At 64.3% G+C, this 26432-nt stretch carries 25 protein-coding genes; 24 read left to right on the top strand and 1 reads right to left on the bottom strand.

All coding sequences use genetic code 11. The features are described 5' to 3' along the window. Positions 1 to 8: 8 nt before the first annotated feature. The 14 genes from P9217_RS08035 (at position 9) to P9217_RS07970 (ending at position 13466) form a co-directional block, all read left to right on the top strand. Positions 9 to 1040: an imelysin family protein gene (locus P9217_RS08035; protein ID WP_278086932.1), complete on the top strand. Its 1032-nt coding sequence runs from the start codon at positions 9 to 11 to the stop codon at positions 1038 to 1040. A gap of 4 nt (positions 1041 to 1044) precedes the next feature. Further along, positions 1045 to 2151 (top strand): DUF1513 domain-containing protein, encoded by a 1107-nt coding sequence (locus P9217_RS08030; protein ID WP_278086265.1) that lies wholly within the window; start codon positions 1045 to 1047, stop codon positions 2149 to 2151. Between the two features lie 132 nt (positions 2152 to 2283). After that, positions 2284 to 3012 (top strand): tRNA (adenosine(37)-N6)-threonylcarbamoyltransferase complex dimerization subunit type 1 TsaB, encoded by a 729-nt coding sequence (gene tsaB, locus P9217_RS08025; RefSeq protein ID WP_127239961.1) that lies wholly within the window; start codon positions 2284 to 2286, stop codon positions 3010 to 3012. After that, entirely contained in the window at positions 3012 to 3506 is a 495-nt protein-coding gene (gene rimI / locus P9217_RS08020; RefSeq protein ID WP_067324509.1) for a ribosomal protein S18-alanine N-acetyltransferase, read from the top strand. The genes tsaB and rimI overlap by 1 nt, the downstream gene beginning before the upstream one ends. Before the next feature lie 27 nt (positions 3507 to 3533). Continuing rightward, a complete protein-coding gene (locus P9217_RS08015) occupies positions 3534 to 4346 on the top strand; it encodes a lysophospholipid acyltransferase family protein (protein ID WP_278086266.1) in 813 nt (270 codons plus the stop codon). Between the two features lie 74 nt (positions 4347 to 4420). Beyond that, positions 4421 to 5830: a tRNA (N6-isopentenyl adenosine(37)-C2)-methylthiotransferase MiaB gene (gene miaB / locus P9217_RS08010; RefSeq protein ID WP_127214995.1), complete on the top strand. Its 1410-nt coding sequence runs from the start codon at positions 4421 to 4423 to the stop codon at positions 5828 to 5830. Positions 5831 to 5966: 136 nt separating this feature from the next. After that, on the top strand, positions 5967 to 6959 hold the full coding sequence (locus tag P9217_RS08005) for a PhoH family protein (RefSeq protein WP_278086933.1): 993 nt from the start codon (positions 5967 to 5969) through the stop codon (positions 6957 to 6959). Positions 6960 to 6969: 10 nt separating this feature from the next. Then, positions 6970 to 7467 (top strand): rRNA maturation RNase YbeY, encoded by a 498-nt coding sequence (gene ybeY / locus P9217_RS08000; protein WP_278086267.1) that lies wholly within the window; start codon positions 6970 to 6972, stop codon positions 7465 to 7467. A 27-nt stretch (positions 7468 to 7494) separates the two neighbouring features. Next, positions 7495 to 8571, top strand: a complete 1077-nt coding sequence (locus P9217_RS07995; protein WP_127239964.1) for a hemolysin family protein — start codon at positions 7495 to 7497, stop codon at positions 8569 to 8571. A gap of 9 nt (positions 8572 to 8580) precedes the next feature. After that, positions 8581 to 9051: a VOC family protein gene (locus P9217_RS07990; RefSeq protein WP_278086268.1), complete on the top strand. Its 471-nt coding sequence runs from the start codon at positions 8581 to 8583 to the stop codon at positions 9049 to 9051. Between the two features lie 97 nt (positions 9052 to 9148). Further along, entirely contained in the window at positions 9149 to 10738 is a 1590-nt protein-coding gene (gene lnt, locus P9217_RS07985) for an apolipoprotein N-acyltransferase (RefSeq protein WP_278086269.1), read from the top strand. 139 nt (positions 10739 to 10877) lie between these two features. Further along, a complete protein-coding gene (locus P9217_RS07980) occupies positions 10878 to 11300 on the top strand; it encodes a helix-turn-helix transcriptional regulator (protein ID WP_095777507.1) in 423 nt (140 codons plus the stop codon). Between the two features lie 166 nt (positions 11301 to 11466). After that, positions 11467 to 12744 (top strand): methionine adenosyltransferase, encoded by a 1278-nt coding sequence (metK, locus tag P9217_RS07975; RefSeq protein WP_095799322.1) that lies wholly within the window; start codon positions 11467 to 11469, stop codon positions 12742 to 12744. A 20-nt stretch (positions 12745 to 12764) separates the two neighbouring features. Then, positions 12765 to 13466, top strand: coding sequence for a tRNA (guanosine(46)-N(7))-methyltransferase TrmB (locus tag P9217_RS07970; protein WP_278086270.1), 702 nt, complete (start codon positions 12765 to 12767; stop codon positions 13464 to 13466). A gap of 141 nt (positions 13467 to 13607) precedes the next feature. On the opposite strand, the gene P9217_RS07965 is transcribed toward P9217_RS07970, so the two are convergent. After that, the gene (locus P9217_RS07965; protein WP_095777504.1) at positions 13608 to 13769 is read right to left on the bottom strand and encodes a hypothetical protein; all 162 of its coding nucleotides are present in this window, start codon (positions 13767 to 13769) and stop codon (positions 13608 to 13610) included. Between the two features lie 283 nt (positions 13770 to 14052). On the opposite strand from P9217_RS07965, the gene rimP reads away from it, so the two are divergent. The 10 genes from rimP (at position 14053) to P9217_RS07915 (ending at position 26430) form a co-directional block, all read left to right on the top strand. Then, positions 14053 to 14688, top strand: a complete 636-nt coding sequence (gene rimP / locus P9217_RS07960; RefSeq protein ID WP_095777503.1) for a ribosome maturation factor RimP — start codon at positions 14053 to 14055, stop codon at positions 14686 to 14688. Positions 14689 to 14733: 45 nt separating this feature from the next. Further along, on the top strand, positions 14734 to 16326 hold the full coding sequence (nusA, locus tag P9217_RS07955) for a transcription termination factor NusA (RefSeq protein ID WP_066996346.1): 1593 nt from the start codon (positions 14734 to 14736) through the stop codon (positions 16324 to 16326). Between the two features lie 32 nt (positions 16327 to 16358). Continuing rightward, the gene (locus P9217_RS07950) at positions 16359 to 17009 is read left to right on the top strand and encodes an RNA-binding protein (RefSeq protein ID WP_095777502.1); all 651 of its coding nucleotides are present in this window, start codon (positions 16359 to 16361) and stop codon (positions 17007 to 17009) included. Next, positions 17006 to 19573 (top strand): translation initiation factor IF-2, encoded by a 2568-nt coding sequence (gene infB / locus P9217_RS07945; protein WP_095824227.1) that lies wholly within the window; start codon positions 17006 to 17008, stop codon positions 19571 to 19573. Before P9217_RS07950 ends, infB begins: the two co-directional genes overlap by 4 nt. Before the next feature lie 127 nt (positions 19574 to 19700). Beyond that, positions 19701 to 20120 (top strand): 30S ribosome-binding factor RbfA, encoded by a 420-nt coding sequence (rbfA, locus tag P9217_RS07940; protein WP_278086271.1) that lies wholly within the window; start codon positions 19701 to 19703, stop codon positions 20118 to 20120. Continuing rightward, complete coding sequence (truB, locus tag P9217_RS07935) at positions 20121 to 21083, top strand: tRNA pseudouridine(55) synthase TruB (RefSeq protein WP_095824225.1); 963 nt, start codon at positions 20121 to 20123, stop codon at positions 21081 to 21083. A gap of 168 nt (positions 21084 to 21251) precedes the next feature. Next, complete coding sequence (gene corA / locus P9217_RS07930; protein WP_127241625.1) at positions 21252 to 22346, top strand: magnesium/cobalt transporter CorA; 1095 nt, start codon at positions 21252 to 21254, stop codon at positions 22344 to 22346. 147 nt (positions 22347 to 22493) lie between these two features. Next, positions 22494 to 22805, top strand: coding sequence for a 30S ribosomal protein S15 (rpsO, locus tag P9217_RS07925; RefSeq protein WP_275955123.1), 312 nt, complete (start codon positions 22494 to 22496; stop codon positions 22803 to 22805). A gap of 382 nt (positions 22806 to 23187) precedes the next feature. Next, positions 23188 to 25338 (top strand): polyribonucleotide nucleotidyltransferase, encoded by a 2151-nt coding sequence (pnp, locus tag P9217_RS07920; protein ID WP_095824224.1) that lies wholly within the window; start codon positions 23188 to 23190, stop codon positions 25336 to 25338. A gap of 81 nt (positions 25339 to 25419) precedes the next feature. Beyond that, positions 25420 to 26430 carry a class I SAM-dependent methyltransferase gene (locus P9217_RS07915; protein ID WP_278086272.1) on the top strand — a complete coding sequence of 337 codons (1011 nt, stop codon included), beginning with the start codon at positions 25420 to 25422 and terminating at the stop codon, positions 26428 to 26430. Positions 26431 to 26432 lie beyond the last annotated feature (2 nt).

Here is a 26432-nt window from a genome sequence, read left to right as displayed (position 1 = left end):
TGCTGGCCATGGCCTTGCCGACCCAGCCCGCGGTCAAAGCCTCCGATGTCATCGGCCGCGCGATCGACGGCTTCGTCCGCCCGGCCTACGCCAGCCTCGACGACCATGCCGGGACCCTGACCCAGGCGATGCGCCAGCTCTGCAATGCGCCGTCCCAGCAAAATCTCGATGCGGCGCGTACCGAGTTTTCCGCCACCGTCGAAGCCTGGTCGGTAGCCGAGATCATCGCCTTCGGGCCGGTCAAGGAGAACAACCGGCTGGAGCGCATGCTTTACTGGCCGGACCGCAAGAGCATCGGATTGAGGCAGGTGCAGTCGATCCTCGTTGCCAAGGATCCCTCCGCCGCCGATCCGGCGCAACTCGCGGGAAAGAGCGTGGCCATGCAGGGCCTCGGTGCGTTGGAATATGTGCTATTCGGCGATGGTGCCGAAACGCTTGCCAGTAAGGACGATCCCTATCGCTGCGCCTACGGCGCGGCGGTGGCCAGCAACATCCAATCGATCGCCGGCGAGGTCCGCGAAGCGTGGAGCAAGCCCGATGGTTTTGCATCGCTTTGGGCCAATCCGGGGCCGAAGAACCCGCTCTATCGTGATGGCACCGAAGCGGTGACGGAACTGGTCGGCGTTTTTATCAATGAGCTGGAAATGATCCGCGACGTGCGGCTCAAGGGTTTTCTTGGCGCGAAGCCCGATGCTGACAAGCCGAAGCAGGCGATCTACTGGCGCTCGCAGAACACGCTGAATTCGCTGGCCGGAAATCTGTCCGGCATCGACAAGCTGTTCCAGGCCTCGAAGCTTGGCGATGCGCTGCCCGCCGATGCGCGGTGGATGGCCGAATCCATCCACATCCAGCTGACCAACGGCGTGGCGACGGCGAAGTCTGTTAGCGGCCCGATCGACAAGGCGCTCGCCGATCCGGCGCTGCGCGACAAGCTCGAGCATCTCGCGCTTATCACCTCCAGCCTCTCGACCCTGATCGGCACCAGGATGACCGCCGAGTTTGGCCTGACCGCCGGCTTTTCCTCGCTGGATGGTGATTGACGCCGTGACGACGCCGCTCATCGATCGCCGCGACTTTCTGCGTGCCGCCGGCGCCGGCTTCGCCGCGGCGATGGCGCCGCGCGCCTGGGCGGAGACGCTTGCAACGGACGCCGTCTTCGCCACGGCCTTCGTCAGGCGCGACGGCAGCTTCGGCGCCGCCGTGCTCTCCGAGGCCGGCAAGATCCTGCACACGCTCGATCTGCCCGACCGTGGCCACGACGTCGCGTTCGATCTGGTGTCGAAACGCTCGATCGTCTTCGCCCGCCAGCCCGGCACCTTCGCGATGGTCTTCGACCACACCGGCCGCGAGGAGCCTTTGACCATCGCCAGCATCGCCGGCCGGCACTTCTTCGGTCACGGCGTGTTCTCGCCCGACGGCGCGCTGCTCTATGCAACGGAAAATGATTTCGACAACGCCGCCGGCGTCGTCGGCGTCTATGACGCGCGGGCGAAGTTCAGCCGCATCGGCGAGTTCCCGACCTACGGCACGGGTCCGCACGAACTGCTGCTGCTCGGCGACGGCAGGACGCTCGCCGTCGCGAATGGCGGCATCGAAACGCATCCGGATTTCGGCCGCGCCGAGCTCAACATCGCAACGATGAAGCCTTCCTACACGCTGGTCGACCGCATCACTGGCGACCTGATCGAAAAGCACGAATTGCCGCCGGCGCTGCATCAGCTGTCGATCCGTCACATGGACCGCGACCGGACGGGCACCGTCTGGTTCGGCTGCCAGTATCGCGGGCCGGCGACCGACCGGCCGGCGCTGGTCGGCCGCGCCGCGCGCGGCAAGGAGCTCGAGCTTTTGCAGATGCCGCAGGACGTGCTGTCGGGCTTCCGCAACTATATCGGCTCGGTTGCCGCCAATCCCGATGCCGCCACCGTCGCCGTGACCTCGCCGGAGGGTAATTCGCTGGCCGTCATCGATGCCGCCAGCGGACGTGTTGTCGCGACGAAGTCGCTGGTCGAAGTTTGCGGTCTCGCGCCGGACGGCGCCGACTTCATGGCAACGACCGGCGCTGGCGAGATCGTCGGCGGTGCGGGCGAGTCGCGCGCCGAACCTGACTATGTCTGGGACAACCACGTGCTGCGCATCGCGGCTGCGGGCTGATCGCTGTCAAGGCCAGCTTCCTGATGTCGCGCTAAAGCCAAGCCGCATAACATTTATGCGGCGTGGCCCTTGCGGCGGCGGGCCATGCCGGGCACAGGGAATGTGTTTTGATCCAGTTGGTTAACCGGCCCTATGAAGCTGCTCGCCATCGACTGCGCCGCCAATCTCTGCGCCGCCTGCGTACACGACGCTGACGCTGGCATCGAGCTTGGCCGCCAGGTGCTCGACCTCGGCAAAGGGCATGCCGAGCATCTGATGGCCGTCATCGAGGCGGCATTGAAGGCCAGCGGGATCGGCTACCAAGGCTTGGACGCTGTAGCCGTCTCGATCGGCCCCGGTTCCTTCACCGGCCTGCGCGTCGGCGTCTCGACCGCGCGCGGCTTGGCCCTGGCGCTGAAGATCCCGGCTATCGGCGTGACGACGCTGGAAGCGTTGGCGGCGGAAGCCGCGAATGCCTTTCCCGGCCGTGCCGTGCTGGCGGCGCTCGACGCCGGCCGCGAGGAACTCCATGCGGCGCTTTTCGATGAAGCGTTAGTTCTGACTTACGGACCAACGGTGGCCACGCTTTCCCAAGCGACCGGAATGGCAGTCGATGCGAAAGCGGTCCTCACCGGCACCGCCGCGCCGCTGATCGCGGCGAGCGGACATGGTTTCGACACCGGGCCGGCCGTTGCCACAGCCGACATAGCGACCTATGCCCGACTGGCCGCCGCGAAAGGGCCAGGCGCAAAGCCGAAGCCGCTCTATCTGCGCGGCGCCGACGCCAAGCCGCAGGCTGGTTTCATTCTGCCAAGGCGGAGCCATGAATCCGGAAAGCCGGGTTCTGGAGAAGATCATGCACCAAAGGGAAAAAAGTCCTGATGCGCATACCTTTCTTTCAGCCGCGCCGCAGGGATTATGCGCTGGAGCCGCTGACGGTTGCCGACAGCGCCGCCGTTGCGGTGCTGCATCGCGAGGATTTCGTTCGCCCTTGGACCGATGGCGAGTTCGCGGCATTGCTCGAACAGGAAACCGTGTTCGGTTTCGCCGCGCGCGAGACCGGGCAGGGTGCGAAGCCGCCGGTCGGTTTCGTGCTGGCGCGGCTCGCGGCAGGCGAGGGCGAGATCCTTACGGTCGCGGTGGCTCGCGCCCATCGGCGCCAGGGGCTTGGCTGGCAATTGATCGATGCGGTGCTGCGCGAATTGCATGCGCAGCGCGCCGAGGCGCTGTTCCTCGAGGTCGACGAGACCAATACGCCGGCCATCGCGCTCTATCGCCGGCTCGGCTTCCGTCAGGTCGGCCAGCGTCCGAACTACTACCGGTCGACCGAGCACGGCCCGACCGGCGCGCTTGTCATGCGCCGCGATCTTCGCTAGCCAGACCGTGGGATAGGGCCGGAGCGAATGATCAAGAAATTGCGGATTTTCCTGGCGTTCGGCCTCGTCGCCGCCGGCACGCTGGTGCTGGCGCCGCTGCAGCTCCTGTCGATGAAGACGAGGCTTTGGCCGGAGACGGTGGTCCTCAAAATCTGGCACAGCATGATCCTCAAGGCGCTCGGCATGCGCGTGCACGTCAAAGGCGCGCTCTCGAAGGAGCGCCCCTTGCTCATCGCGGCCAACCACATCTCCTGGACCGACATCATGGTGCTCAGTTCCTTTGTCGATGTGAAGTTCATCGCCAGGGCCGACATGGAAGGCTGGCCGATGATCGGCATGCTGTCCAAGCTGCAGCGCACCGTCTTCATCGAGCGCGAGCGCAAACGCACCTCCGGCGACCAGGCGAGCGAGATCGCCAAACGCATGGCCAAGGGCGATGCGATGGTGCTGTTCGCCGAGGGTTCGACCGGCGACGGCAATCTGGTGCTGCCGTTCAAGAGCACCTTGTTCGGTGCCGCCTCGATGGCGATTTCGGAAGGGGCGGCGGACCAAGTGTTTATCCAGCCGGTGGCGATCGCCTATACCCGCCTGCATGGCGTGCCGATGGGCCGCCGTCACCGGCCGATCGCCGCCTGGATCGGCGACCAGGACCTGATGCCGCATTTGAAGGGTTTGCTTGCCGAAGGCTCGCTCGATGCCGAAGTGCATTTCGGTGATCCGGTGCCCTTCTCCAAGGGTTCAAACCGCAAGGAAACGGCAAGATTGATGGAAGCCAGGGTGCGCGAGATGATGCAGGCTGCGCTCGCCGAGCCGCGTCCCAGTCGTCAGCGCATAGCTTGAAAAACCGACGCGCGGCGCCGTAGCCTGCCGGAATCGGCTGTTTTTTGTCGCGGAAAGGCGTTAGAAGCCGCCCGATGGAATTGAACACGATTGAAAGCCACGACATCGGCACCGCGCCTGAGCGCGAGCCGGTGCATGCCGGGGCGGCGAAAAAAGTCTTCGTCAAGACTTATGGCTGCCAGATGAATGTCTACGATTCCCAGCGTATGACCGATGCGCTGGCGGCCGACGGCTATGTCGCCACCGACGCCGTCGAAGACGCCGATCTGGTGCTGCTTAACACCTGCCACATCCGCGAGAAGGCAGCCGAAAAAGTCTATTCGGAGCTTGGCCGCATCCGCGACATGAAGGCCGAGCGCGCCGAGGCCGGCCGTGAGCTGCTGATCGGCGTCGCCGGCTGCGTGGCACAGGCCGAAGGGGCGGAAATCATACGCCGTGCGCCGGCCGTCGATCTCGTCATCGGCCCGCAGACCTATCACCGGCTGCCCGACGTGCTGGCGAGGGTGCGCGGCGGCGAGAAGATCGTCGAGACCGACTACGCCATTGAGGACAAATTCGAGCATCTGCCGCAGCCGAAGCGCGCCGAGCTGGCAAAGCGCGGCGTCACCGCTTTCCTTACCGTTCAGGAGGGCTGCGACAAGTTCTGCACCTTCTGCGTCGTGCCCTATACGCGCGGCTCCGAAGTCTCGCGGCCGGTGGCCCAGATCGTCGCCGAGGCCGAGCGCCTCGCCGAGGCTGGCGTGCGCGAGGTGACGCTGCTCGGTCAGAACGTCAACGCCTGGCACGGCGAGGGCGAAAACGGCGAGGAATGGGGCCTCGGTCGCCTGCTCTTCCGCCTGGCGAAAATTCCCGGCCTGGCGCGGCTGCGCTACACCACCAGCCATCCGCGCGACATGGATGATGAATTGATCGCCGCGCACCGTGACCTGCCGGCCTTGATGCCCTATCTGCATTTACCAGTGCAGTCTGGCTCCGACCGGATACTGAAGGCGATGAACCGCAGGCATACGGCACGCGATTATCTGGCGCTCATCGATCGCATCCGCGCCGCCCGCGGCGATATCGCCATGTCCGGCGACTTCATCGTCGGTTTCCCCGGCGAGACGGAAGCGGATTTCGAGGCAACGCTCGAACTGGTGCGCGAGGTGAATTACGCTTCGGCCTTCACGTTCAAATATTCGCCGCGTCCCGGCACGCCGGGCGCCGAGATGGACGGCCATGTGTCGGAAGCCGTGAAGGACGAGCGGCTGCAGCGCCTGCAGGCGCTGGTCAACGAGCAGCAGAAGGCATTCATCGCCAGCCTGGTCGGCCGCACCGTCAGCACGCTGATCGAGAAGCCCGGCCGCCATGCCGGTCAGATCGTCGGCCGCTCGCCCTGGCTGCAGCCTGTTATTGTTGACGACAAGGCCGGCGGAATCGGTGACATTATCGACGTACGAATCACGAAGACAGGTCCCAACAGCCTGTTCGCCGAGTTGGCCTGATGCATGTCGCCCAAAAAGTGCTCGCGGTTCGGGACAACGACATGCATAGCCACAAGCCTCGGCAGATGAGGAGAGACGGTTGAGCGCTGCTGAACTGAAGAATCCGCCCCAGAACCAGGCATCCGGGGCCTCCGACATGGCGCACATCGTACTGACCTTCGACAACAACAGGCTTGCCAGCGCCCTATACGGCCAGTTCGACGAGAATCTGGCCCGTCTCGAGCAGAAGCTCGGCGTCGATATCCGTTCGCGCGGCAACCAGCTTGCGATCAAGGGCACGGCTTCGGCCGCCGAGCAGGCGCGCCGCGCGCTCGACACGCTCTATGGCATTCTGCAGAAGGGCGTCGATATCGGCCAGTCCGACGTCGACGGCGCCGTGCGCATGGCGATCGCCGCCGACGACCAGCTGACGCTGCCCACCATGGAGCGCAAGGGCAAGGTTTCGGCCGCCCAGATCGCCACGCGCAAGCGCACGATCTATGCCCGTTCGCTCAACCAGGACGCCTATATGCGCGCGCTGGAGCGCTCCGAAATGGTCTTCGGCATCGGCCCGGCCGGCACCGGCAAGACCTATCTGGCGGTGGCCCATGCGGCGATGCTGCTCGAGCGCGGCATGGTCGAGCGCATCGTGCTGTCGCGCCCGGCGGTCGAGGCCGGCGAGCGGCTCGGCTTCCTGCCCGGCGACATGAAGGAGAAGGTCGACCCCTATCTGCGGCCGCTCTACGACGCGCTCTACGACATGATGCCGGCCGACAAGGTCGAACGGGCGATCGCCGCCGAGGTCATCGAGATCGCGCCTTTAGCCTTCATGCGCGGCCGCACGCTGGCGCATGCCGCGGTGATCCTCGACGAGGCGCAGAACACCACGCCGATGCAGATGAAGATGTTCCTCACCCGTCTCGGTGAGAACTCGCGCATGATCGTCACCGGCGATCCGACCCAGATCGACCTGCCGCCCAACACCAAGTCGGGCCTGGTCGAGGCGCTGCGCATCCTCGACGGCGTGCCGGGCATAGTCACGGTCCGCTTCAACGAGGGCGATGTCGTGCGCCATCCGCTGGTTGCCGAGATCGTCAAGGCCTATGATCGGGACGGCAAGTTCGCCAGGGGCCTCGGCGCCGAGAGCTGATCCAAGCCCCATGGCTGAAAATCCGGGATCCAGCGGCAAGACGCCGGTCGACATCGATATTTTCGTCGAGGCCGGCGACTGGCCTCCTGAGGCCGAGCTGGCGCACCTGGTCGATCATGCCGTCGCTGCCGCCTTTGCCGAAACCGGTGCGAGCGGCGCATCGGAGCTCAGCGTCGTTTTTTCCGACGACGCCCATATCCGCACTCTCAACGTCGAATGGCGCGGCAAGGACAAGCCGACCAACGTACTGTCTTTCCCGGCTTTTTCCGTCCCGAAGGGCGCCGAGTTGCCGCCGATGCTGGGCGACATCGTGCTTGCTTCCGAGACGGTTGCGCGTGAGGCCGCACTGGAAGACAAGCCGCTGGCGAACCATATCACCCATCTCGTCATCCATGGCCTGCTGCATCTTCTGGGCCATGATCACGAGACCGACGCCGAGGCCGAGGAGATGGAAGCGATCGAGCGCGCGGCGCTTGCGAGGCTTGCCATTCCCGATCCCTACGCGTAACAAAAAAGACCAATTGACCTGATGGCGATGAACGACAAACCAGAAACTGCCGCCCGTCCGGACGCCGGCAGTGCGGCCAAGCCTTCCGAAAAATCGGAAGAGGGCTCCAGTCCGAGTATTCCGACCGGCAGCGTGGCCGCCGAGCCTCCGCATGCCGGTCCTTCTCTCTTCGATCGCGTGCTAGGCCTGTTCAGGCACCGCAACGGCACCAACCTGCGCGAGGAGATCGCCGACGCGCTGGCCGAGACGGCCACCGATGCCGAATCCTTCTCGCCCGGCGAACGTGCGATGCTCAACAACATCCTGCGGCTGCGCGAAGTGCGCGTCGAGGACGTCATGGTGCCGCGTGCCGATATCGAGGCGGTCGAGATCACCACCTCGCTTGGCGATCTGCTTGGCCTCTTCGAACAGTCCGGTCATTCCCGCATGCCGGTCTATTCCGAAACGCTCGACGATCCGCGCGGCATGGTCCACATACGCGACGTTCTTGCCCACATCACCAAGGTCGCCCGCGTCAAGAAGGGCCGGGCGAACAGGAAGGCCCAGGCGCCGACCATCCTCGATCTGGCCCAGGTCGATCTCGCCCGCACCATCGGCGATCTCGACCTGATCCGGCCGGTGCTGTTCGTGCCGCCATCGATGCTTGCTTCCGACCTGATGGGGCGCATGCAGACGACGCGCACCCAGATGGCGCTGGTCATCGACGAGTATGGCGGCACCGATGGCCTCGCCTCGCTCGAAGACATCGTCGAGATGGTGGTCGGCGACATCGAGGACGAGCACGACGACGACGAGCCGATGATCACCCGGATCGGAGAGGGCGTGTTCGTGGTCGACGGCAAGGCCGAGATCGACGAGGTCGCCAAGATGATCGGCGAGGATTTCGCCGCGGGCGAGCACGGTGAATATGTCGACACCATCGGCGGCATGATCTTCAACACGCTCGGCCGGGTTCCGGCCCGTGGCGAAGTGGTGCAGGCCATACCGGGCTTCGAATTCCACGTGCTCGACGCCGATCCGCGCCGCGTCAAGCGGGTGCGCATCGTGCAGAGCCCGAAGGGCGAACGGCAGCGCCGCCGCGCGGCGCGCACCGAGCAGGCCTGATATTCGCTCATGCCGATCGACGACCCGTTCAAGCACGCTGTCCTCGGCTCCGGCGTCTTCTATCAAGATCCCCGCGCGGCTTTGGCCTGGCTTCAGGCGGCGTTCGGCTTCGAGCCGAGCATGCTGGCGAGCGACAGCGACGGGCGACTTGTTCATGCCGAAATGCGGTTCGGCGACGGCTATATCATCGTCGATGGCGAATGGGCCGCGCATATTGCCAGCCCCGCCTCTGTCGGCGGCAAGAACACGCAGTCGGTTTATATCCGATTGAGGGAAGACCTCGGCGCCCATTGCGAGAAAGCGCGCGCCGCGGGGGCAGAAATCGTTGAGGAGCCCATCGATCGCTTGTACGGCGAACGGCAATATCGAGCCCGCGATCCAGAAGGCCATGTCTGGACCTTCACACAGACCGTGCGCATTGTGCCCAAAGAGGAGGCCGAGCGACTGAGCGGCCTCAGCATTGAAGGGTGGCACCGTTAGCGCGACCGTGAATTTGGTTGCGCTTACTCGTGTTTGGAGCATCCGGCTCGGCCTGTTAAATCTCTGGCTGCCTGATTCGCGCGACTTGGAAAGTTGAATGCAGCGCTTTGCCGGCCGGATAATTCTGCTGTGGGGGTGGCGGCGGTCGCTGGTAGCGTTTGTCGCGGGAGCGCTCGCGGTTCTCGCCCAGGCGCCTTACGATTTCTTCGCCGTCTGTTTCGTCTCGTTTCCGGTGCTTGTCTGGCTGCTCGACGGCGCCACCGGTGAAGCCTCCGACGGCTGGCTGCGTCGCCTTCGCCCGGCTTTCGCCATCGGATGGTGGTTCGGCTTCGGCTATTTCCTCGCCGGCCTCTGGTGGATCGGCCAGGCCCTTCTTGTCGAGGCCGACAGCTTCGCCTGGGCGCTGCCCTTCGCCGTCGTCGGCATCCCCTTTGGGCTCGCCTTCTTCTATGGTTTTGCGACGCTCGTGGCGCGGCTTTGCTGGAGCAGTGATATCGGCCGCATCGCCGCACTTGCCTTCGGCTTCGGCCTTGCGGAATGGCTGCGCGATTTCCTGTTCACCGGCTTTCCCTGGAATGCCGTCGGCTATGCCGCAATGCCGGTGCCCCTCCTGATGCAAAGCGTGTCGGTGACGGGCATGATCGGCATGAACGCGCTCGCCGTTTTTGTCTTTTCCCTGCCGGCGCTTGTCGCGGCGCGCCGGCATCTCAGGCTGGGCTTGGCCTTGTTCGTCGCTCTCGTTGCCGCTCACGTCGGCTTCGGCTATTTCAGGCTTGCCGTCCCAGCCCCGCCGGCCACCCGCTCGATCGACGTGCGCATCGTTCAGCCCGCCGTCGACCTCACCGAGAAATGGGATGCCTCGGTGCGCGACCGCATCTTCGCCACGCTGATGGGGATTTCGGCGAAGGCACCGGAGCAAGGCCATGCCAAGCCGCAACTGATCCTGTGGCCGGAAACGTCCGTGCCGTTCCTGTTCACGGAGCGTCCGGACGCGCTGACGGCCTTGGGGGATATGCTGGGCGACGGCCAGATGCTGATTGCCGGCGTGGTGCGCGAGGAGGGTGGCGCAGGCAATGCCGGCAGCCGTTATTACAACTCCGTGGTGGCGATCAACGACAAGGGCGAGATCGTCGATGCTGTCGACAAGGTGCATCTGGTGCCGTTCGGCGAATATCTGCCTTTTGCCGGCCTGTTCGAGCGTTTCGGCATAGGTCAGCTCGTTGCCGGACCGATGAATTTCGCCGCCGGCAACGAACGCCATCCGATCGCGGTGCCGAACGGCCTGCGCGCGGTTCCGTTCATCTGTTACGAGGTCATCTTTCCTGACCTCGTTGCAATCGATGCAGCGTCATCCGAGCTTATTGTGAACGTCACCAACGACGCCTGGTTTGGCGACACGCCAGGCCCTTACCAGCACTTCAGGCAGGCGCAGATTCGTGCGGTGGAGAATGGAGTGCCTTTGTTGCGTGCGGCCAACAACGGCATCTCCGCCGTTGTCGATTCGCGTGGGCGCATCGTCGATGCCCTGGCAGTCGATGCGCGCGGCGCCATCGACGCCCATGTGCCGGTTTCCGGGCGCGCCCTGGTAACCGCCGATCAGCGGCGAATTAACGGATTGCTGATCATGTTGCTGTTTGCCCTCGCGGCCCTCACATTGAATGTAAGGCAGCGGCTACGGGTGAATTGACAGTCGGCACATTAGAAACTCATACTGTAACGCCTAAAATTTTCTCGAAGTCGGTTGGAGGGGTCTGTTGGGGCAGGTGGCTCCGGTTTCGTTTGGGCGGCAAAAATAGAAAAAGCCGGAAAAATTCGGCGAGGAAAAAATGACAGAAGAGAACAAGAAGAAGCCGAATCCGATCGACATTCATGTCGGCAGTCGTATTCGGCTGCGTCGCAATATGCTTGGAATGAGCCAGGAAAAGCTGGGTGAAAATCTCGGCATCACGTTTCAGCAGATACAGAAGTACGAAAAGGGGACCAACAGGGTCGGCGCCAGCCGCCTGCAGGCAATCGCCTCCATCCTGAGCGTCCCTGTCGCCTTCTTCTTCGAGGACGCCCCCGGTCAGGAGGCGGTCACCGGCAATCGGGGATTTGCCGAGGATGCCTCGATGACTTTCGCGATCGAATTCTGCGGCAGCCCGGAAGGGCTTCAGCTCAATCGTGCCTTCGTCAAGATTCCCGACGTCAAGGTGCGGCGCCGGATTATCGATCTTGTGAAGTCCCTTTCGCCGGACGACGCCGAGTGAATCCAGGCTCATGTCGCCGGCGGTGCCTGCCGCCGGTGGCACAAGTTGATTGTGCCGATAGTCATGCCAGATCTGTCGCGCCGCTTGACGAGCGGCGCCCGGCACCGCTAACACGTGGCGCGCCAAAATCGGCAGCCTTGCCGATCCTTTTCAAGAGGGGACACCCGTGACGCGGCAGAACTATCTCTTCACCTCGGAATCCGTCTCCGAAGGCCATCCCGACAAAGTCTGTGACCGTATCTCCGACGAGATCGTCGATCTCGTCTATCGCGAGGCCAGGAAGACGGGCATGGACCCGTGGAAGGTGCGCGTTGCCTGCGAGACGCTGGCCACCACCAACCGCGTCGTCATCGCCGGCGAGGTCAGGGTTCCCGAGACGCTGCTGAAGAAGGACAAGGCAGGCAACATCCTCAAGGATGCGGCGGGCCACCCGGTCGTCAATCCGACCAAGTTCAAATCGGTCGCCCGCAGGGCCATCCGTGAGATCGGCTACGAGCAAGCCGGCTTCCATTGGAGGACGGCCAAGATCGAGGTGCTGCTGCACGGCCAGTCGCCGGACATTGGCCAGGGCGTCGACAATGCCGCCGACCGCCAGGGCGAGGAAGGCGCGGGCGACCAGGGCATCATGTTCGGCTATGCCTGCCGCGAGACGCCGGACCTGATGCCGGCACCAATCTACTACAGCCACAAGATCCTCGAATTGCTTGCCGCCGCGCGCCACGAAGGCAACGGCGAGGCCGCCAAGCTCGGCCCGGACGCCAAGAGCCAGGTCACCGTGCGCTATGCCAACGGCAAGGCGGCGGAAGTGACGCAGATCGTGCTTTCCACCCAGCACCTCGACTCGAGCTGGGATTCCAAGAAGGTCCGCAATGTCGTCGAGCCATACGTCCGCGAGGCGCTTGGCGAACTCAAGGTTGCCGACGACTGCAACTGGTACATCAACCCGACCGGCAAGTTCGTGATCGGCGGGCCAGACGGCGATGCCGGCCTGACCGGCCGCAAGATCATCGTCGATACCTATGGCGGTGCTGCGCCCCATGGCGGCGGCGCCTTCTCCGGCAAGGACACCACCAAGGTCGACCGTTCGGCTGCTTATGCGGCGCGCTATCTCGCCAAGAACGTGGTAGCGGCCAAGCTCGCCGACCGCTGCACCATCCAGCTTTCCTACGCCATCGGCGTCGCCCAGCCGCTGTCGGTGTATGTTGACCTGCACGGCACCGGCAGGGTCGACGAGGCCAGGCTCGAGGAGGCGCTGCGCAAGGTGATGGACCTCTCGCCTTCCGGCATCCGCCGTCATCTCGACCTCAACAAGCCGATCTACGCGAAAACCTCGTCCTATGGCCATTTCGGCCGCAAGGCCGGCCGGGACGGTTCCTTCTCCTGGGAGAAGACGGACCTTGCCAAGGCGCTCAAGGACGCGGTTGCCGATGCGATTGCCGCCTGACGGCTTCGCCAGACCTGTTCATGGAGCCAACCGACAGGCCAAGCCGCGCGACCGAAGCATTTTTCGGCCGCCGGCACGGCAAGACCATTCGTCCGCAGCAGGCCAAGGCGCTTGAACGTGGCTTGCGCGCCTATCGCCTCGACCTGACGGCGGAGGCACCCGCGGACCTTGGAACGCTGTTCAAGGCGGACGTTTCAGCCTGTCGGCTCGAGATCGGCTTCGGCGGCGGCGAACATCTTCTGCATCGCGCGACGGAGGCTCCGGCGACCGGTTTCATCGGCGTCGAGCCCTTCGTCAACGGCATGGCCAAGATGATGACGGCGCTCGACAAGCGCCCGCTCGCCAATCTGAAAGTCTATGACGACGACGCCACGCGTCTGCTCGACTGGCTGCCGCGAGCCTCGCTCGACGGCATCGACCTGCTCTATCCCGATCCGTGGCCGAAGAAGAAGCACTGGAAGCGGCGCTTTGTCAGCCCCGCCAATCTCGACCGGTTCGCCCGGGTTCTGAAGCCGGGCGGGAGATTCCGCTTCGCCTCCGATATCGACAGCTATGTGAACTGGACGCTGCTCGCCTGCCGCGCAATTGGCGGTTTCGCCTGGCAGGCAAACGAGGCTGCCGACTGGCACACGCCCTATGAGGGCTGGCCCGGCACCCGCTACGAGGCCAAGGCCCTTCGCGCGGGAAGGCGGCCCGCCTATCTGACCTTTATTCGGAAGTAGGCCGACCGAGCACTAACTTCCCAGGAACCGGTAACCAGCCGCTCAGCAGCGGGCGATCGCTTGCAAAGTGGTCTTCCCGGTCGCAGAGAACCCGGCTTGCGGCCGGCCTAAAGTTTCTCCGGCGGAGCCGCGACGGGCGGCCTAAAAGCGGCCGAGCTTGTCGAAAGCGGCCGGGTCAATGCCGAGTTTCTTCAGGTCGCTGCGGCGCGGCTTGCGGTTCGCCTCGACGGCCCGCGATGCGGCAGCCGCGCTGCCGAACGTGCCAAGAAAATCGCCAATCACAAAAAACAATCCACGGTCCATGACAAATACCTTCGCGCGCCAGTGCGCCCGACCTTTCTTTCTGCACCGCAACATAGATGGTTGTCGGCAGGCGAAGGTTACAGAGGCGCCGGCGCATGGCTGCCATGCTCGGCACGCAACGCTGCTACCCTCGGGGCTTCCGATGCATCGTCAGGCTTGAAACGCCGGGCGGGATCGTTTATATCAGCCTCAAATTCTTGGTCGGTATGACGAAGAGTGGGTCCACCCGGTCCCGCTCTTTTTTGTTACCTGCCGGCCGGAGCGACAAGGCGACAGGAAACTTATGACCGCAGCGGCAAGCGAGGCCGACGACCGTATCATCCGCGAAAGCGGTATCGATGCGCGCATTGCGCTGATCATACAGCCGGTGCTGAAGGCCATCGGCTTCCGCCTCGTGCGGGTGCAACTGACCGGCCAGAACGGGCTGACGCTGCAAATCATGGCCGAGCGCGACGACGGCACCATGACCGTCGAGGATTGCGAAGAGGTCAGCCGCGCGGTTTCGCCCGCGCTCGATGTCGAAGATCCGATCGAAAAGGCGTATCATCTCGAAGTCTCGTCGCCGGGCATCGACCGGCCGCTGGTGCGCAAATCGGATTTCACCACCTGGACCGGCCATCTGGTCAAGATGGAGACGTCGGTCCTCATCGGCGACCGCAAGCGCTTCAAAGGCAAGATCGCCGAGGCGGACTCCGACGGCATCTTGCTGGAGCGCGACAAGGCGGCCTATGGCGAAGAGCCGACGGTACGCGTGCCCTATGACGCGATTGCCGAGGCGCGTCTGGTGCTGACCGACGATCTTATTCGCGAGGCCCTGTCGAAGGACAACAGGGCCCGCAAGGAAGCAAAAAAACGCCGGGGCGAAGCGGAAGAAGATGCAATCGCCGGCGAAGAAAACGAAACCGAACAGGAAAGTTGATCGAGCTTCAGGGCCGATGCCCGGAGCGAAGTCGGGAGAAAGACAATGGTTGTAAGCGCCAACAGGCTCGAACTGCTGCAGATCGCCGATGCGGTCGCGCGTGAAAAGTCGATCGATAAGCAGATCGTCATCGCCGCGATGGCCGATGCGATCCAGAAGGCGGCGCGTTCGCGTTATGGGCAGGAAACCAATATCCGTGCCGACATCAATCCCAATACGGGCGAGATGAAGCTGCAGCGGCTGATGGAAGTGGTCGAGAAGGTCGAGGATTACGCGACGCAGATCGCCCTTTCCACGGCGCGCGAGCGCAATCCCGACGCCCAGCTCGGCGACTTCATCGCCGAACAGCTGCCGCCGATGGATTTCGGCCGCATCGCCGCGCAGTCGGCCAAGCAGGTCATCGTCCAGAAGGTGCGCGAGGCCGAGCGCGATCGTCAGTATGACGAGTACAAGGACCGCATCGGCGAGATCGTCAACGGCACCGTCAAACGCGTCGAATATGGCAACGTCATCGTCGACCTCGGCCGCGGCGAGGCGATCATCCGGCGCGACGAGTTGATCCCGCGCGAGAACTACAAATATGGCGACCGCGTCCGCGCCTATGTCTACGACGTGCGCCGCGAGCAGCGCGGCCCGCAAATCTTCCTGTCGCGCACGCATCCGCAGTTCATGGCCAAGCTCTTCACCATGGAAGTGCCGGAGATCTACGACGGCATCATCGAGATCAAGTCGGTCGCCCGCGATCCGGGCTCGCGCGCCAAGATCGCCGTCATCTCGCGGGATTCCTCCATCGATCCGGTCGGCGCCTGCGTCGGCATGCGCGGCAGCCGCGTCCAGGCGGTGGTCGGCGAATTGCAGGGCGAGAAGATCGATATCATTCCGTGGTCGCCTTCGGCCGCTTCCTTCATCGTCAATGCGCTGCAGCCGGCCGAAGTCGCCAAGGTGGTGCTCGACGAGGATGCGGAGCGCATCGAGGTGGTCGTGCCGGACGACCAGCTGTCGCTGGCCATCGGCCGCCGCGGCCAGAACGTGCGTCTTGCCTCGCAGCTCACCGGCTGGGACATCGACATCCTGACCGAGCAGGAAGAGAGCGAGCGCCGCCAGAAGGAATTCGTCGAGCGTTCGGCCCTCTTCATGGAAGCCCTCGATGTCGACGAGATGGTCGGCCAGGTGCTTGCCTCGGAAGGCTTCACCAGCGTCGAGGAAGTCGCCTATGTCGATTCTGGCGAAATCTCCTCGATCGACGGCTTCGACGAGGACACCGCTTCGGAAATCCAGTCGCGCGCCCGCGAATATCTGGAGAAGATCGAGGCCGAGCACGACGAGAAGCGCAAGGCGCTCGGCGTCGAGGACGAGCTGCGCGAGATCCCCGGCATCACCACGGCCATGATGGTGACCCTCGGCGAGGACGGCGTGAAGACGATCGAGGACTTCGCCGGCTATGCCGCCGACGACCTGATCGGCTGGAAGGAACGCAAGGACGGCGAGACCAAGGTCTATCCCGGTGTGCTCGCCGATCACGGCGTCTCGCGCGCCGATGCGGAGCAGATGGTGCTGACCGCTCGCAAGAAGGCCGGCTGGATTTCCGAGGAAGAACTGGCCGCTGAGGAAGCGGCCGGTGAAACCGTCGGTGCGTGAGGTGACCACCAATCGCAAAACCCGTGGACGACATGAACGATCGCACTTGCATCGTCACGCGCAGGCAGGCCGAAGCGGATGAACTGATCCGCTTCGTCGTCGGCCCGGATTCGGCCGTCGTTCCGGACATCAAGCGAAATCTGCCCGGCCGCGGTTGCTGGGTCACCGCCGATCGCCTACATATCGACAAGGCAGCGGCGAAGAACCTGTTTGCCCGCGCTTTCAAGGCGCAGGTCACCGTTCCAGCCGAACTCGGCGACATGGTCGACGGGCTGCTTTCCAGATCCGCCCTGGGCATGTTGGGTCTTGCTCGCAAGGCCGGAGCGGTCGTACTGGGCGCCGCCAAGGTAGAGGCTGCCGTGCGCGACGGGCAGGCGCTCTTCGTGCTGCACGCGAGGGAAGCCTCGGACGACGGCGTGCGCAAGATCAGTCAGGCGCGGCGGGCAACCGTTCATCTCGGCGGCCCCGCTACACCGGCCTACAAACTTTTCCCCGAAGCCGAGTTGAGCTTGGCATTGGGGGGTACAAATGTGATACATGCTGCCGTCCTCGCGCAGGATGCGGGTAAGGCGGTTGAGAAGCGCATGGTTGCGCTCGACCGTTATCGGGGCGGAACCCCGGACGATTTGGCAATGCTTGCGGCCGTTGCTGACGATGATGATGCCGCAGAGGATATGGAATGAGCGATACGAAATCGGGCGACGACAAGACGTTGAGCGTTACGCCGAAGAAGACCTTGACGCTGAAGCGCCCTGGCCTCGAGCAGGGCACCGTGCGCCAGAATTTCTCGCACGGACGCACCAAGTCGGTCGTGGTCGAGACCAAGAAGCGCAAGTTCTCGCTGCCCGGCGACAAGCCGGAGCCGGTGGCGCCGTCCGTCTTCACCCCGAAGCCCGCAGCCGCGGCACCCGCGCCTGCCGTGCAGGAAGCGCCGAAGGCGCCGCCGCAGCCGGAACGCTCCGGCATGGTGCTGAACGAATTGTCGCGCGGCGAGATGGAAGCGCGCCGCAGGGCGCTCGAAGGCTCCAAGGCGCGTGAGATCGAGGATCGTCAGCGCGCCCAGGAAGAGGCCAAGCGCCGCGCCGAGGAGGAAGAGCGCCGCAAGCGCGAGCGTGAGGAGTCCGCCCGCCGTCAGGCCGAGGAAGAGGCACGTCTGCAAACCGAGGCCGAGTCCCGCCGCCGCGCCGAGGAAGAAGCGCGCCGCCGCGCCCCGCAAGCCGCCGAACTGGCCACGGCCGACGAGGAAGAGGAGGTCAAGCCGCGGCGCCCTGGTGGTGCCGGCGCCGGAGCGCCTGTGCGCCGTCTGGTCACGCCGGAAGTCGCGCGGCCGGCCAAGCCGACCAAGGGCGAGGAAGACCGTCGCCGCGGCAAGCTGACGCTGAACACCGCGCTGTCGGATGAAGATGCGCGCGGCCGCTCGCTGTCGTCGATGCGCCGCCGCCAGGAAAAATTCAAGCGCGCGATGCACAACGAGCCGCGCGAGAAAGTCATGCGCGAAGTGATCCTGCCCGAAACCATCACCATCCAGGAACTGGCGCAGCGCATGTCCGAGCGCGCCGTGGACGTGGTCAAGTTCTTCATGAAGCAGGGCCAGATCTTGAAGCCGGGCGACGTCATCGACGCCGATACGGCCGAGCTGGTCGCTTCCGAGTTCGGCCATACGGTCCGCCGCGTCGCCGAGTCCGACATCGAGGAAGGCCTGTTCAACATCGCCGACCGCCCGGAAGACCTGGTGTCGCGTCCGCCCGTGGTGACCATCATGGGCCATGTCGACCACGGCAAGACCTCGCTGCTCGACGCCATCCGCAACGCCAATGTCGTCTCAGGCGAGGCCGGCGGCATCACCCAGCATATCGGCGCCTACCAGATCGAGAAGAACGGTCAGAAGATCACCTTCATCGACACGCCCGGCCACGCCGCCTTCACGGCGATGCGCGCTCGCGGCGCCCAGGTGACCGACATCGCCGTGCTGGTGGTGGCGGCCGACGACAGCGTCATGCCCCAGACGATCGAATCGATCAATCACGCCAAGGCGGCCGGCGTGCCGATCATCGTGGCGATCAACAAGATCGACAAGCGCGACGCCGACCCGCAGAAGGTGCGCACTGAACTGCTGCGCCACGAAGTGTTCGTGGAATCGATGGGCGGTGAGGTGCTGGACGTCGAGGTTTCGGCGACCAAGGGCACCAATCTCGACAAGCTGCTGGAAGCGATTCTGCTGCAAGCCGAAGTCCTCGACCTCAAGGCCAATCCCGACCGCACCGCCGAAGGCGCGGTCATCGAGGCGCAGCTGGACAAGGGCCGCGGTCCGGTCGCCACCGTGCTGGTGCAGACCGGCACGCTGATGCCCGGCGACATCATCGTCGCCGGCAACGAATGGGGCCGTGTCCGCGCGCTGGTCAACGATCGCGGCGAGCATGTGCCGGAAGCGCCGCCGGCAATGCCGGTCGAGGTGCTCGGCCTCCAGGGCACGCCGCAGGCAGGCGATCGCTTCGCGGTCGTCAACAACGAGGCGCGTGCGCGTGAGATCACCGAGTATCGCCAGCGCCTGGCGCGCGAGAAGGCGGTGGCCAAGCATGCCGGCCAGCGCGGCTCGCTCGAGCAGATGATGTCGCAGTTGCAGGCGAGCGGGCTGAAGGAGTTTCCGCTGGTCATCAAGGGCGACGTGCAGGGCTCGATCGAGGCAATCAACGCTGCGCTCGAAAAGCTCGGCAACGACGAGGTCAGGGTACGGATCGTCCATTCGGGCGCCGGCGGCATCACCGAGACCGACGTCTCGCTTGCCGAGACCTCGGGCGCTGCGATCATCGGCTTCAACGTCCGCGCCAATGCGCAGGCGCGCACGGCTGCTGCCGCTGCCGGCATCGAGATCCGCTACTATTCGATCATCTACAACCTCGTCGATGACGTGAAGGCAGCTCTTTCCGGCATGCTCTCGCCCGAGCGGCGCGAGACCTTCATCGGCAATGCCGAGATCCTCGAGATCTTCGACATCTCGAAGGTCGGCAAGATCGCCGGCTGCCGCGTCACCGAAGGCAAGGTCGAGCGTGGCGCGGGCGTGCGCCTGATCCGCGACAACGTCGTCGTCCACGAAGGCACGCTGAAGACGCTGAAGCGCTTCAAGGACGAGGTTTCGGAAGTGCCGGGCGGTCAGGAATGCGGCATGGCCTTCCAGAACTACGAGGACATGCGCGTCGGCGACGTCATCGAGTGCTTCCGCGTCGAGATGGTGAGCCGGACGCTCTAATTTCGGATATACTTGCCGGAATTCACCGGGCGGCGGCCGCAAGGCTGCCGCCCGAGATCCTTGTTTCGTAGTTGAGACATGTGGCGCGGTCCCATCCCGCGCTTCACGATTTCAGGACTGAAGAAAAATGTCCCGTTCGACAACATCAGGCCCCTCCCAGCGCATGCTGCGCGTCGGTGAGCAGGTGCGTCACGCCCTATCCGAGACCCTGCAGCGCGGCGAAATCATCGACCCGGTGATCGAGAACAGTGTCGTCTCGGTCTCGGAAGTACGCATGTCGCCCGACCTCAAGATCGCCACTGCTTTCATCTCGCCGCTTGGGGCCGGCGACGCCGACGCCGTGGTCGGGGCGCTCAACAGACATGCGAAATTCATTCGCGGCCGCGTCTCGGGCGCGCTCAGGCAGATGAAGTACATGCCCGAGTTTCGCTTCCGGCTCGATACGTCTTTCGACAATTTCGCCAGGATCAACGAATTGCTGAAATCGCCCGAGGTCGCGCGCGATCTTGGCGACCAGAATAAAAACAACGACAAGGACGAGGAATAGGTGGCGCGCCGCGGCAAGAAGAAGGGCCGGCCGGTCTCCGGCTGGGTGGTGCTGGACAAGCCGGTCGGCATGGGCTCGACCGAAGCCGTCTCCAAGATCAAATGGCTGTTCCAAGCGGAGAAGGCCGGCCATGCCGGCACGCTCGACCCGTTGGCTTCCGGCATGCTGCCGATCGCGCTCGGCGAGGCGACCAAGACCGTGCCTTACGTGCAGGATGGCGCCAAGGTCTACCGCTTCACCGTCGCCTGGGGCGAGGAGCGGTCGACGGACGACCTCGAAGGGCCGGTGACGAACAGCTCGGACCGCCGCCCGGCCGAGGCCGAGGTGCGGGCGCTGCTGCCGAAATACACCGGCGTCATCATGCAGACGCCGCCGCAATTTTCTGCCGTCAAGATTGCCGGCGAGCGCGCCTACGATCTTGCCCGCGACGGCGGGACGGTCGACATTCCCGCCCGCGAGATCGAAATCGGCCGTTTGGACATCGTCGAGCATGGTGTCGATAGAACCGTCTTCGAGGTCGAGTGCGGCAAGGGCACCTATGTGCGCTCGCTGGCGCGCGACATGGGTCGCGATCTGGGCTGCTTCGGCCACATCTCCGAGTTGCGCCGCGTCGAGGTCGAGCCGTTCACGGCGGACGATTTCGTCACCGTCGCCGAGCTCGAAGCGGCGCGCTTCGGCGGCAAGACGGATGAGAATTCGGACGAAGAAGCCGAGGTGCCGGTCGATTTCGGCGCCCTTGATGCGCTGCTGGTCGAGACCGCCGCAGCGCTTGACTGCCTGCCGCAGGTCGCCGTCAGCGATGACGCCGCGACCAAGATCCGCCTCGGCAATCCCGTCATCATTCGAGGGCGCGACGCGCCGGTCGAGGCCGAGGAGGCCTGTGCCACGGCGCGCGGCAAGCTCGTCGCCATCGGCGCCATAGAACAGGGCATGTTCAAGCCCAAGCGGGTCTTTGCCGGTTGACGGCACTCGGCTAGTTTCGGCTCGCAGTTCCAGGAAAACGTGTAACGGTTTCCCGTCGGAATTGCATGAAAACCGACGGTTAGAGCAGCGATCTGCTATGACGTCGCGCCCCAGGGGAGCTCATGGCCCAGAGGAATCATGGCCCAGAGGATTATGGCCCAGAGGATTGTGGCAATGGCTGAGACCGTCGGAAGGCGGGCGCCGCTGAAAATCCGCCGGCCGCCGGTCGGCGCTTCGCCCGGCACCTTGATCGCCGATCCGGCGGCGCGGCGCAGCGAGCTTCGGCTGACGTTGATCTCGCCGGAGAAATACAAAACCATCGACAATGCCAGCATCGACGAGCTCAACACCCATTGCGACCGCTGGCCGGTCGTCTGGCTTGATTGCACGGGGCTCGCGAACATCCCGCTGATCGAAGAGATCGGCCGGATTTTCGACCTTCATCCGCTGGCGCTCGAGGATGTCGTCAACACCGGCCAGCGGCCGAAGGTGGATTTCTTCGAGGACCACGCCTTCGTCGTCATGCGCATGATCGACGATGTCGCCGCGCATCGCTACGAGCAGATCGCGGTGTTCTTCGGCGAGAATTTCGTCGTCACCTTTCAGGAGCGCGAGGGCGACCCGTTCGATCCAGTGCGCAAGCGCATCGCGGCTCCCATGCCCAACCGGCTGCGCTCGCGCGGCGCCGACTATCTCGCCTATGCGCTGATCGACGCCATCGTCGACAGCTATTTCCCGCCGATCGAGACGGTGAGCGAATTGGTCGACGGCATCGAAGACCAGATGCTCAACACGCCCCACAAGCACCAGATGCGGCAGTTGCACGAATTGCGGCGCGACGCCAATGTGCTGAAGGGCGTGCTGTGGCCGATGCGCGACGCGCTGGCGACGCTGATCCGCAACGACGTGCCCTTCGTGCAGGCCGAGACCAAGATATTCTTCAACGACACGCTCGACCATGCGCTGCGGCTGATCGAACTGGTCGAGACCCAGCGCGACATGCTGACCGGCTTGATCGAAATGCATCTGTCGCTGACCCAGGCACGCACCAACGACGTCATCTCCTATCTGACCATCGTCTCGGTGATCTTCATGCCGCTCACCTTCCTCGTCGGTGTCTGGGGCATGAACTTCGACCCGGATAGCTCGCCCTGGAACATGCCGGAGCTCAAGGCCTACTACGGCTACCCGGCGGCACTTTTGTTCATGCTGGTCGTTGCTGTCGGGCTCGTCGCCTTCTTCAAATGGAAGAAGTGGCTGTAGCAGCAGAACCCTCTGTTTTTGCGGCAGGACATGCGACAAGCCGGCTTGACAATTAGTCTGGTGTTTTGCGGGAAATTGCACTATATGCGCGGCAGCTTCGCGCCCTGACGCGCTGCTTGCACCGGCCCCTGCTGGACGACATCCCGGCTGAGGGCGTCCCGTTTCCTCGAACAGATAAGGAAAAACACGATGTCGATTACTGCCGATCGCAAAAAAGAACTGATGGCCGAATTCGCGACCGCGAAGGGCGATACCGGGTCCCCGGAAGTCCAGGTTGCCATCCTTTCCGAGCGCATCAAGAACCTTACGGAGCACTTCAAGGACCACAAGAAGGATAACCATTCCCGCCGTGGTTTGCTTGCTCTCGTTTCCCAGCGCCGCAGCCTGCTTGATTACCTCAAGCGCAAGGATGACACGCGCTATCAGACGCTGATCGACAAGCTCGGTCTCCGTCGCTGACGAATTGACCGGCGGGCTCTCTGCGGAGAGCCCGCCGGTCGCGCATTGGCGGACCGGTCGCTCCGGTGCCCGATGCTGGAGTGGAGCGCGCCGCGCTCTCGAAATTCGCATTCGCGCATGGCGCGTCTCGGAAACAGGGGTTTCCGGCGTCGTGCGCAAAGGACCGGCCGACCGGTCGGCCAGACCCGGTTCCGGAAGCGCAAAGGGCCGTTCGGAACCGCCCATGGACGGTCATGGGGCAGGATTGCAGGATGCTCGCTCGGCAATCGCCACCTGTCGAGCTTCCCGTTGTCTTGCCCGTGGCTGCCCGAAGGAAGCCAGGGAAGGGATGCTCCGCGACCGTTGAGACGGCGCGGCCCTTTCCGCACATGAAGGACAAGATATGTTCAATCAACACAAAGTGGAAATCGAATGGGGCGGCCGTCCGCTCATCCTGGAAACCGGCAAGATCGCTCGCCAGGCTGACGGCGCGGTGCTCGCCACCTACGGCGAGACCGTGGTTCTCGCCACCGTCGTTTCGATGAAGGAGCCGAAGCCCGGCCTCGATTTCTTCCCGCTCACCGTCAATTACCAGGAAAAGACCTATGCCGCCGGCAAAATTCCGGGCGGCTACTTCAAGCGCGAGGGCCGTCCGAGCGAGAAGGAAACGCTGGTTTCCCGCCTGATCGACCGCCCGATCCGCCCGCTGTTTGCTGACGGCTACAAGAACGACACCCAGATCGTCGTCACCGTCGTCCAGCACGATCTCGAGAACGATCCGGACATCCTGTCGATCGTCGCTACCTCGGCCGCGCTCACGCTGTCCGGCGTGCCCTTCATGGGCCCGATCGGCGGCGCCCGCGTCGGCTACATCAACGGCGAGTATGTGCTCAATCCGCATATCGACGAGATGGAGGAATCGAAGCTCGACCTCGTCGTCGCCGGCACCGCCGACGCCGTGCTGATGGTCGAATCCGAGGCCAAGGAGCTCAGCGAGGAGCTCATGCTCGGCGCCGTCGTGTTCGGTCACAAAAGCTTCCAGCCGGTGATCGACGCCATCATCAAGCTGGCCGAGGTCGCCGCCAAGGATCCGCGCGACTTCACCGCGCCGGACCATTCGCAGCTCGAAGGCGAGATGCTGAAGGTTGTCGGCGACGAGCTTCGCGACGCCTACAAGATCATCGAGAAGCAGTCCCGCTACGCGGCCGTCGACGCCGTCAAGGCGAAGGTCAAGGCCGCGTTCACGCCGGCCGAAGGCGAGGATCCGAAATATTCGTCCGAGCAGATCGCAAGCGTCTTCAAGGAGCTCCAGGCCAAGGTCGTACGCTGGAACATCCTGGACACCGGCTCGCGCATCGACGGCCGCGACCTGAAGACCGTGCGCAAGATCGTCGCCGAAGTCGGCGTCCTGCCGCGTACCCATGGTTCGGCGCTGTTCACCCGCGGCGAGACTCAGGCGCTGGTCATTGCCACGCTCGGCACCGGCGAGGATGAGCAGTTCGTCGATTCGCTGACCGGCATGTACAAGGAGAAGTTCCTCCTCCACTACAACTTCCCGCCCTATTCGGTTGGCGAAACCGGCCGCATGGGCTCGCCGGGCCGCCGCGAGATCGGCCACGGCAAGCTTGCCTGGCGCGCGATCCACCCGATGCTGCCTTCGGCGGACCAGTTCCCGTACACGCTGCGCGTCGTCTCGGAGATCACCGAGTCGAACGGCTCGTCCTCGATGGCGACGGTCTGCGGCACCTCGCTGGCGCTGATGGATGCCGGCGTGCCGATCGCCAAGCCCGTGGCCGGCATCGCCATGGGCCTGATCAAGGAAGGCGAGCGCTTCGCGGTGCTCTCCGACATCCTTGGCGACGAGGATCATCTCGGCGACATGGACTTCAAGGTCGCCGGCACCGCCAACGGCGTCACCTCGCTGCAGATGGACATCAAGATCGATGGCATCACCGAGGAGATCATGGGCATCGCGCTCGGCCAAGCCAAGGAAGGCCGGCTGCACATCCTGGGCGAGATGGCGCATGCCATATCTTCCTCGCGCGCCGAGCTCGGCGAATTTGCGCCGCGCATCGAGGTCATGCACATCCCGACCGACAAGATCCGCGACGTCATCGGCTCCGGCGGCAAGGTGATCCGCGAGATCGTCGAGAAGACCGGCGCCAAGATCAACATCGAGGATGACGGCACGGTCAAGATCGCGTCGGCCAACGCCAAGGAGATCGAGGCGGCGAAGAAGTGGATCCACACCATCGTCGCCGAGCCGGAAGTCGGCGAGATCTACGAAGGTACCGTCGTTAAGACGGCCGACTTCGGCGCCTTCGTCAACTTCTTCGGCCCGCGCGACGGCCTCGTCCACATCTCGCAGCTCGCCAATGAGCGCGTCGCCAAGACCTCCGACGTCGTTAAGGAAGGCGACAAGGTTTGGGTCAAGCTGATGGGCTTCGACGAGCGCGGCAAGGTGCGCCTGTCGATGAAGGTCGTCGACCAGGCGACCGGCAAGGAAATCGTTCAGGAAAAGAAGAAGCCGGAAGGCGAGGAAGACGCCGCCTGATTGGCCTGACCGCATGATTGAAACGGGCGCGCTGCAAGGTCGCGCCCGTTTCTATTTCAAGCGCCCTTCAAGGGTAGGTGAATGGCCGCTGAGCCGCTGAAGACGCTGTTCTATCCGTTCGAGGCCGAAGCGCTGCCTTGGCCGCGAAGCGATGCCCGGATCCTCTTTCTTGGCGCTGAGCCTGGTTTCCGTTTGCCCGGCGGCGTCGCTGCGGCGCTGCATCTCGTGCAAGGCTTTCGGCCGCATTTTCGTGCTCTGCAGGCAGCCGGCTATTCGGTCACGCCGCGGGCGGAAGGCTCGGCCTTCGATGCTGCCCTTGTGCTGGCCGGCCGGCATCGCGGCCAGAACGAGCTGCGCATCGCCGAAGCCATCGAGCGCGTCGCGCCCGGCGGGTTGATCGTCGTCGCTGGCGGCAAGGAAGACGGCATCGATAGCCTGCGCAAGCGCGTGGGCGCGCTGTCGCCGCTCGAAGCCCACCTGCCGAAGCATCACGGCGTCGCCTTCTGGTTCCGCCGGGCCGGCATGGATGCGGCCCGGGCGCTTCGCGCCGCCAACCCCGATCTGGTCGTCGAAGGCCGCTTCCGCACCGCGCCCGGCATGTTCTCCTTCGATCGGGTCGACGCAGGATCGAAGCTTCTGCTGGACAGCCTGCCGCAGGGGCTTGCGGGCAATGTCGCCGATTTCTGTGCCGGCTGGGGCTATCTGGCGGCCGAAGTGATGGAACGCTCGACAGGGCTGTCCGGTCTCGACCTCTACGAAGCGGATTTCGAGGCCCTGGAGGCGGCAAGGGTCAATATCCCCGCAACCGCTGTCGAGCCGCGCTTCTTCTGGACCGATCTGCTGACCGAAACGGTCGAGCGAGGTTACGACGCGATCGTCATGAACCCGCCCTTCCACAGCGGCAGGGCTGCCGACCCGGGCATCGGCGCTGGCATGATCCGCGCGGCATCAAAGGCACTGAAACCAGGCGGACGCCTGTTCATGGTGGCGAACCGGCAGTTGCCCTACGAACAGGTGCTGGCGGGAGCCTTCTCCAGTCACGCCGAGGTCGCGCGCGATGGCATGTTCAAGGTGTTTTCGGCGCGGCGTTAAAA

This window comes from Mesorhizobium sp. WSM4989 (assembly GCF_029625795.1).
Lineage (GTDB): Bacteria > Pseudomonadota > Alphaproteobacteria > Rhizobiales > Rhizobiaceae > Mesorhizobium.
This window is presented reverse-complemented; position numbering and strand designations above follow the sequence as displayed.

Bases quoted from the DNA above. Each gene is read 5' to 3' on its own strand.
- P9217_RS08035 (WP_278086932.1), top strand. From the start codon at position 9: ATGGCCTTGCCGACCCAGCCCGCGGTCAAAGCCTCCGATGTCATCGGC.
- tsaB (WP_127239961.1), top strand. From the start codon at position 2,284: ATGAAGCTGCTCGCCATCGACTGCGCCGCCAATCTCTGCGCCGCCTGC.
- rimI (WP_067324509.1), top strand. From the start codon at position 3,012: ATGCGCATACCTTTCTTTCAGCCGCGCCGCAGGGATTATGCGCTGGAG.
- P9217_RS08015 (WP_278086266.1), top strand. From the start codon at position 3,534: ATGATCAAGAAATTGCGGATTTTCCTGGCGTTCGGCCTCGTCGCCGCC.
- miaB (WP_127214995.1), top strand. From the start codon at position 4,421: ATGGAATTGAACACGATTGAAAGCCACGACATCGGCACCGCGCCTGAG.
- P9217_RS08005 (WP_278086933.1), top strand. From the start codon at position 5,967: ATGGCGCACATCGTACTGACCTTCGACAACAACAGGCTTGCCAGCGCC.
- ybeY (WP_278086267.1), top strand. From the start codon at position 6,970: ATGGCTGAAAATCCGGGATCCAGCGGCAAGACGCCGGTCGACATCGAT.
- P9217_RS07995 (WP_127239964.1), top strand. From the start codon at position 7,495: ATGAACGACAAACCAGAAACTGCCGCCCGTCCGGACGCCGGCAGTGCG.
- P9217_RS07990 (WP_278086268.1), top strand. From the start codon at position 8,581: ATGCCGATCGACGACCCGTTCAAGCACGCTGTCCTCGGCTCCGGCGTC.
- lnt (WP_278086269.1), top strand. From the start codon at position 9,149: ATGCAGCGCTTTGCCGGCCGGATAATTCTGCTGTGGGGGTGGCGGCGG.
- P9217_RS07980 (WP_095777507.1), top strand. From the start codon at position 10,878: ATGACAGAAGAGAACAAGAAGAAGCCGAATCCGATCGACATTCATGTC.
- P9217_RS07970 (WP_278086270.1), top strand. From the start codon at position 12,765: ATGGAGCCAACCGACAGGCCAAGCCGCGCGACCGAAGCATTTTTCGGC.
- P9217_RS07965 (WP_095777504.1), bottom strand. From the start codon at position 13,769: ATGGACCGTGGATTGTTTTTTGTGATTGGCGATTTTCTTGGCACGTTC.
- rimP (WP_095777503.1), top strand. From the start codon at position 14,053: ATGACCGCAGCGGCAAGCGAGGCCGACGACCGTATCATCCGCGAAAGC.
- nusA (WP_066996346.1), top strand. From the start codon at position 14,734: ATGGTTGTAAGCGCCAACAGGCTCGAACTGCTGCAGATCGCCGATGCG.
- P9217_RS07950 (WP_095777502.1), top strand. From the start codon at position 16,359: ATGAACGATCGCACTTGCATCGTCACGCGCAGGCAGGCCGAAGCGGAT.
- infB (WP_095824227.1), top strand. From the start codon at position 17,006: ATGAGCGATACGAAATCGGGCGACGACAAGACGTTGAGCGTTACGCCG.
- rbfA (WP_278086271.1), top strand. From the start codon at position 19,701: ATGTCCCGTTCGACAACATCAGGCCCCTCCCAGCGCATGCTGCGCGTC.
- pnp (WP_095824224.1), top strand. From the start codon at position 23,188: ATGTTCAATCAACACAAAGTGGAAATCGAATGGGGCGGCCGTCCGCTC.
- P9217_RS07915 (WP_278086272.1), top strand. From the start codon at position 25,420: ATGGCCGCTGAGCCGCTGAAGACGCTGTTCTATCCGTTCGAGGCCGAA.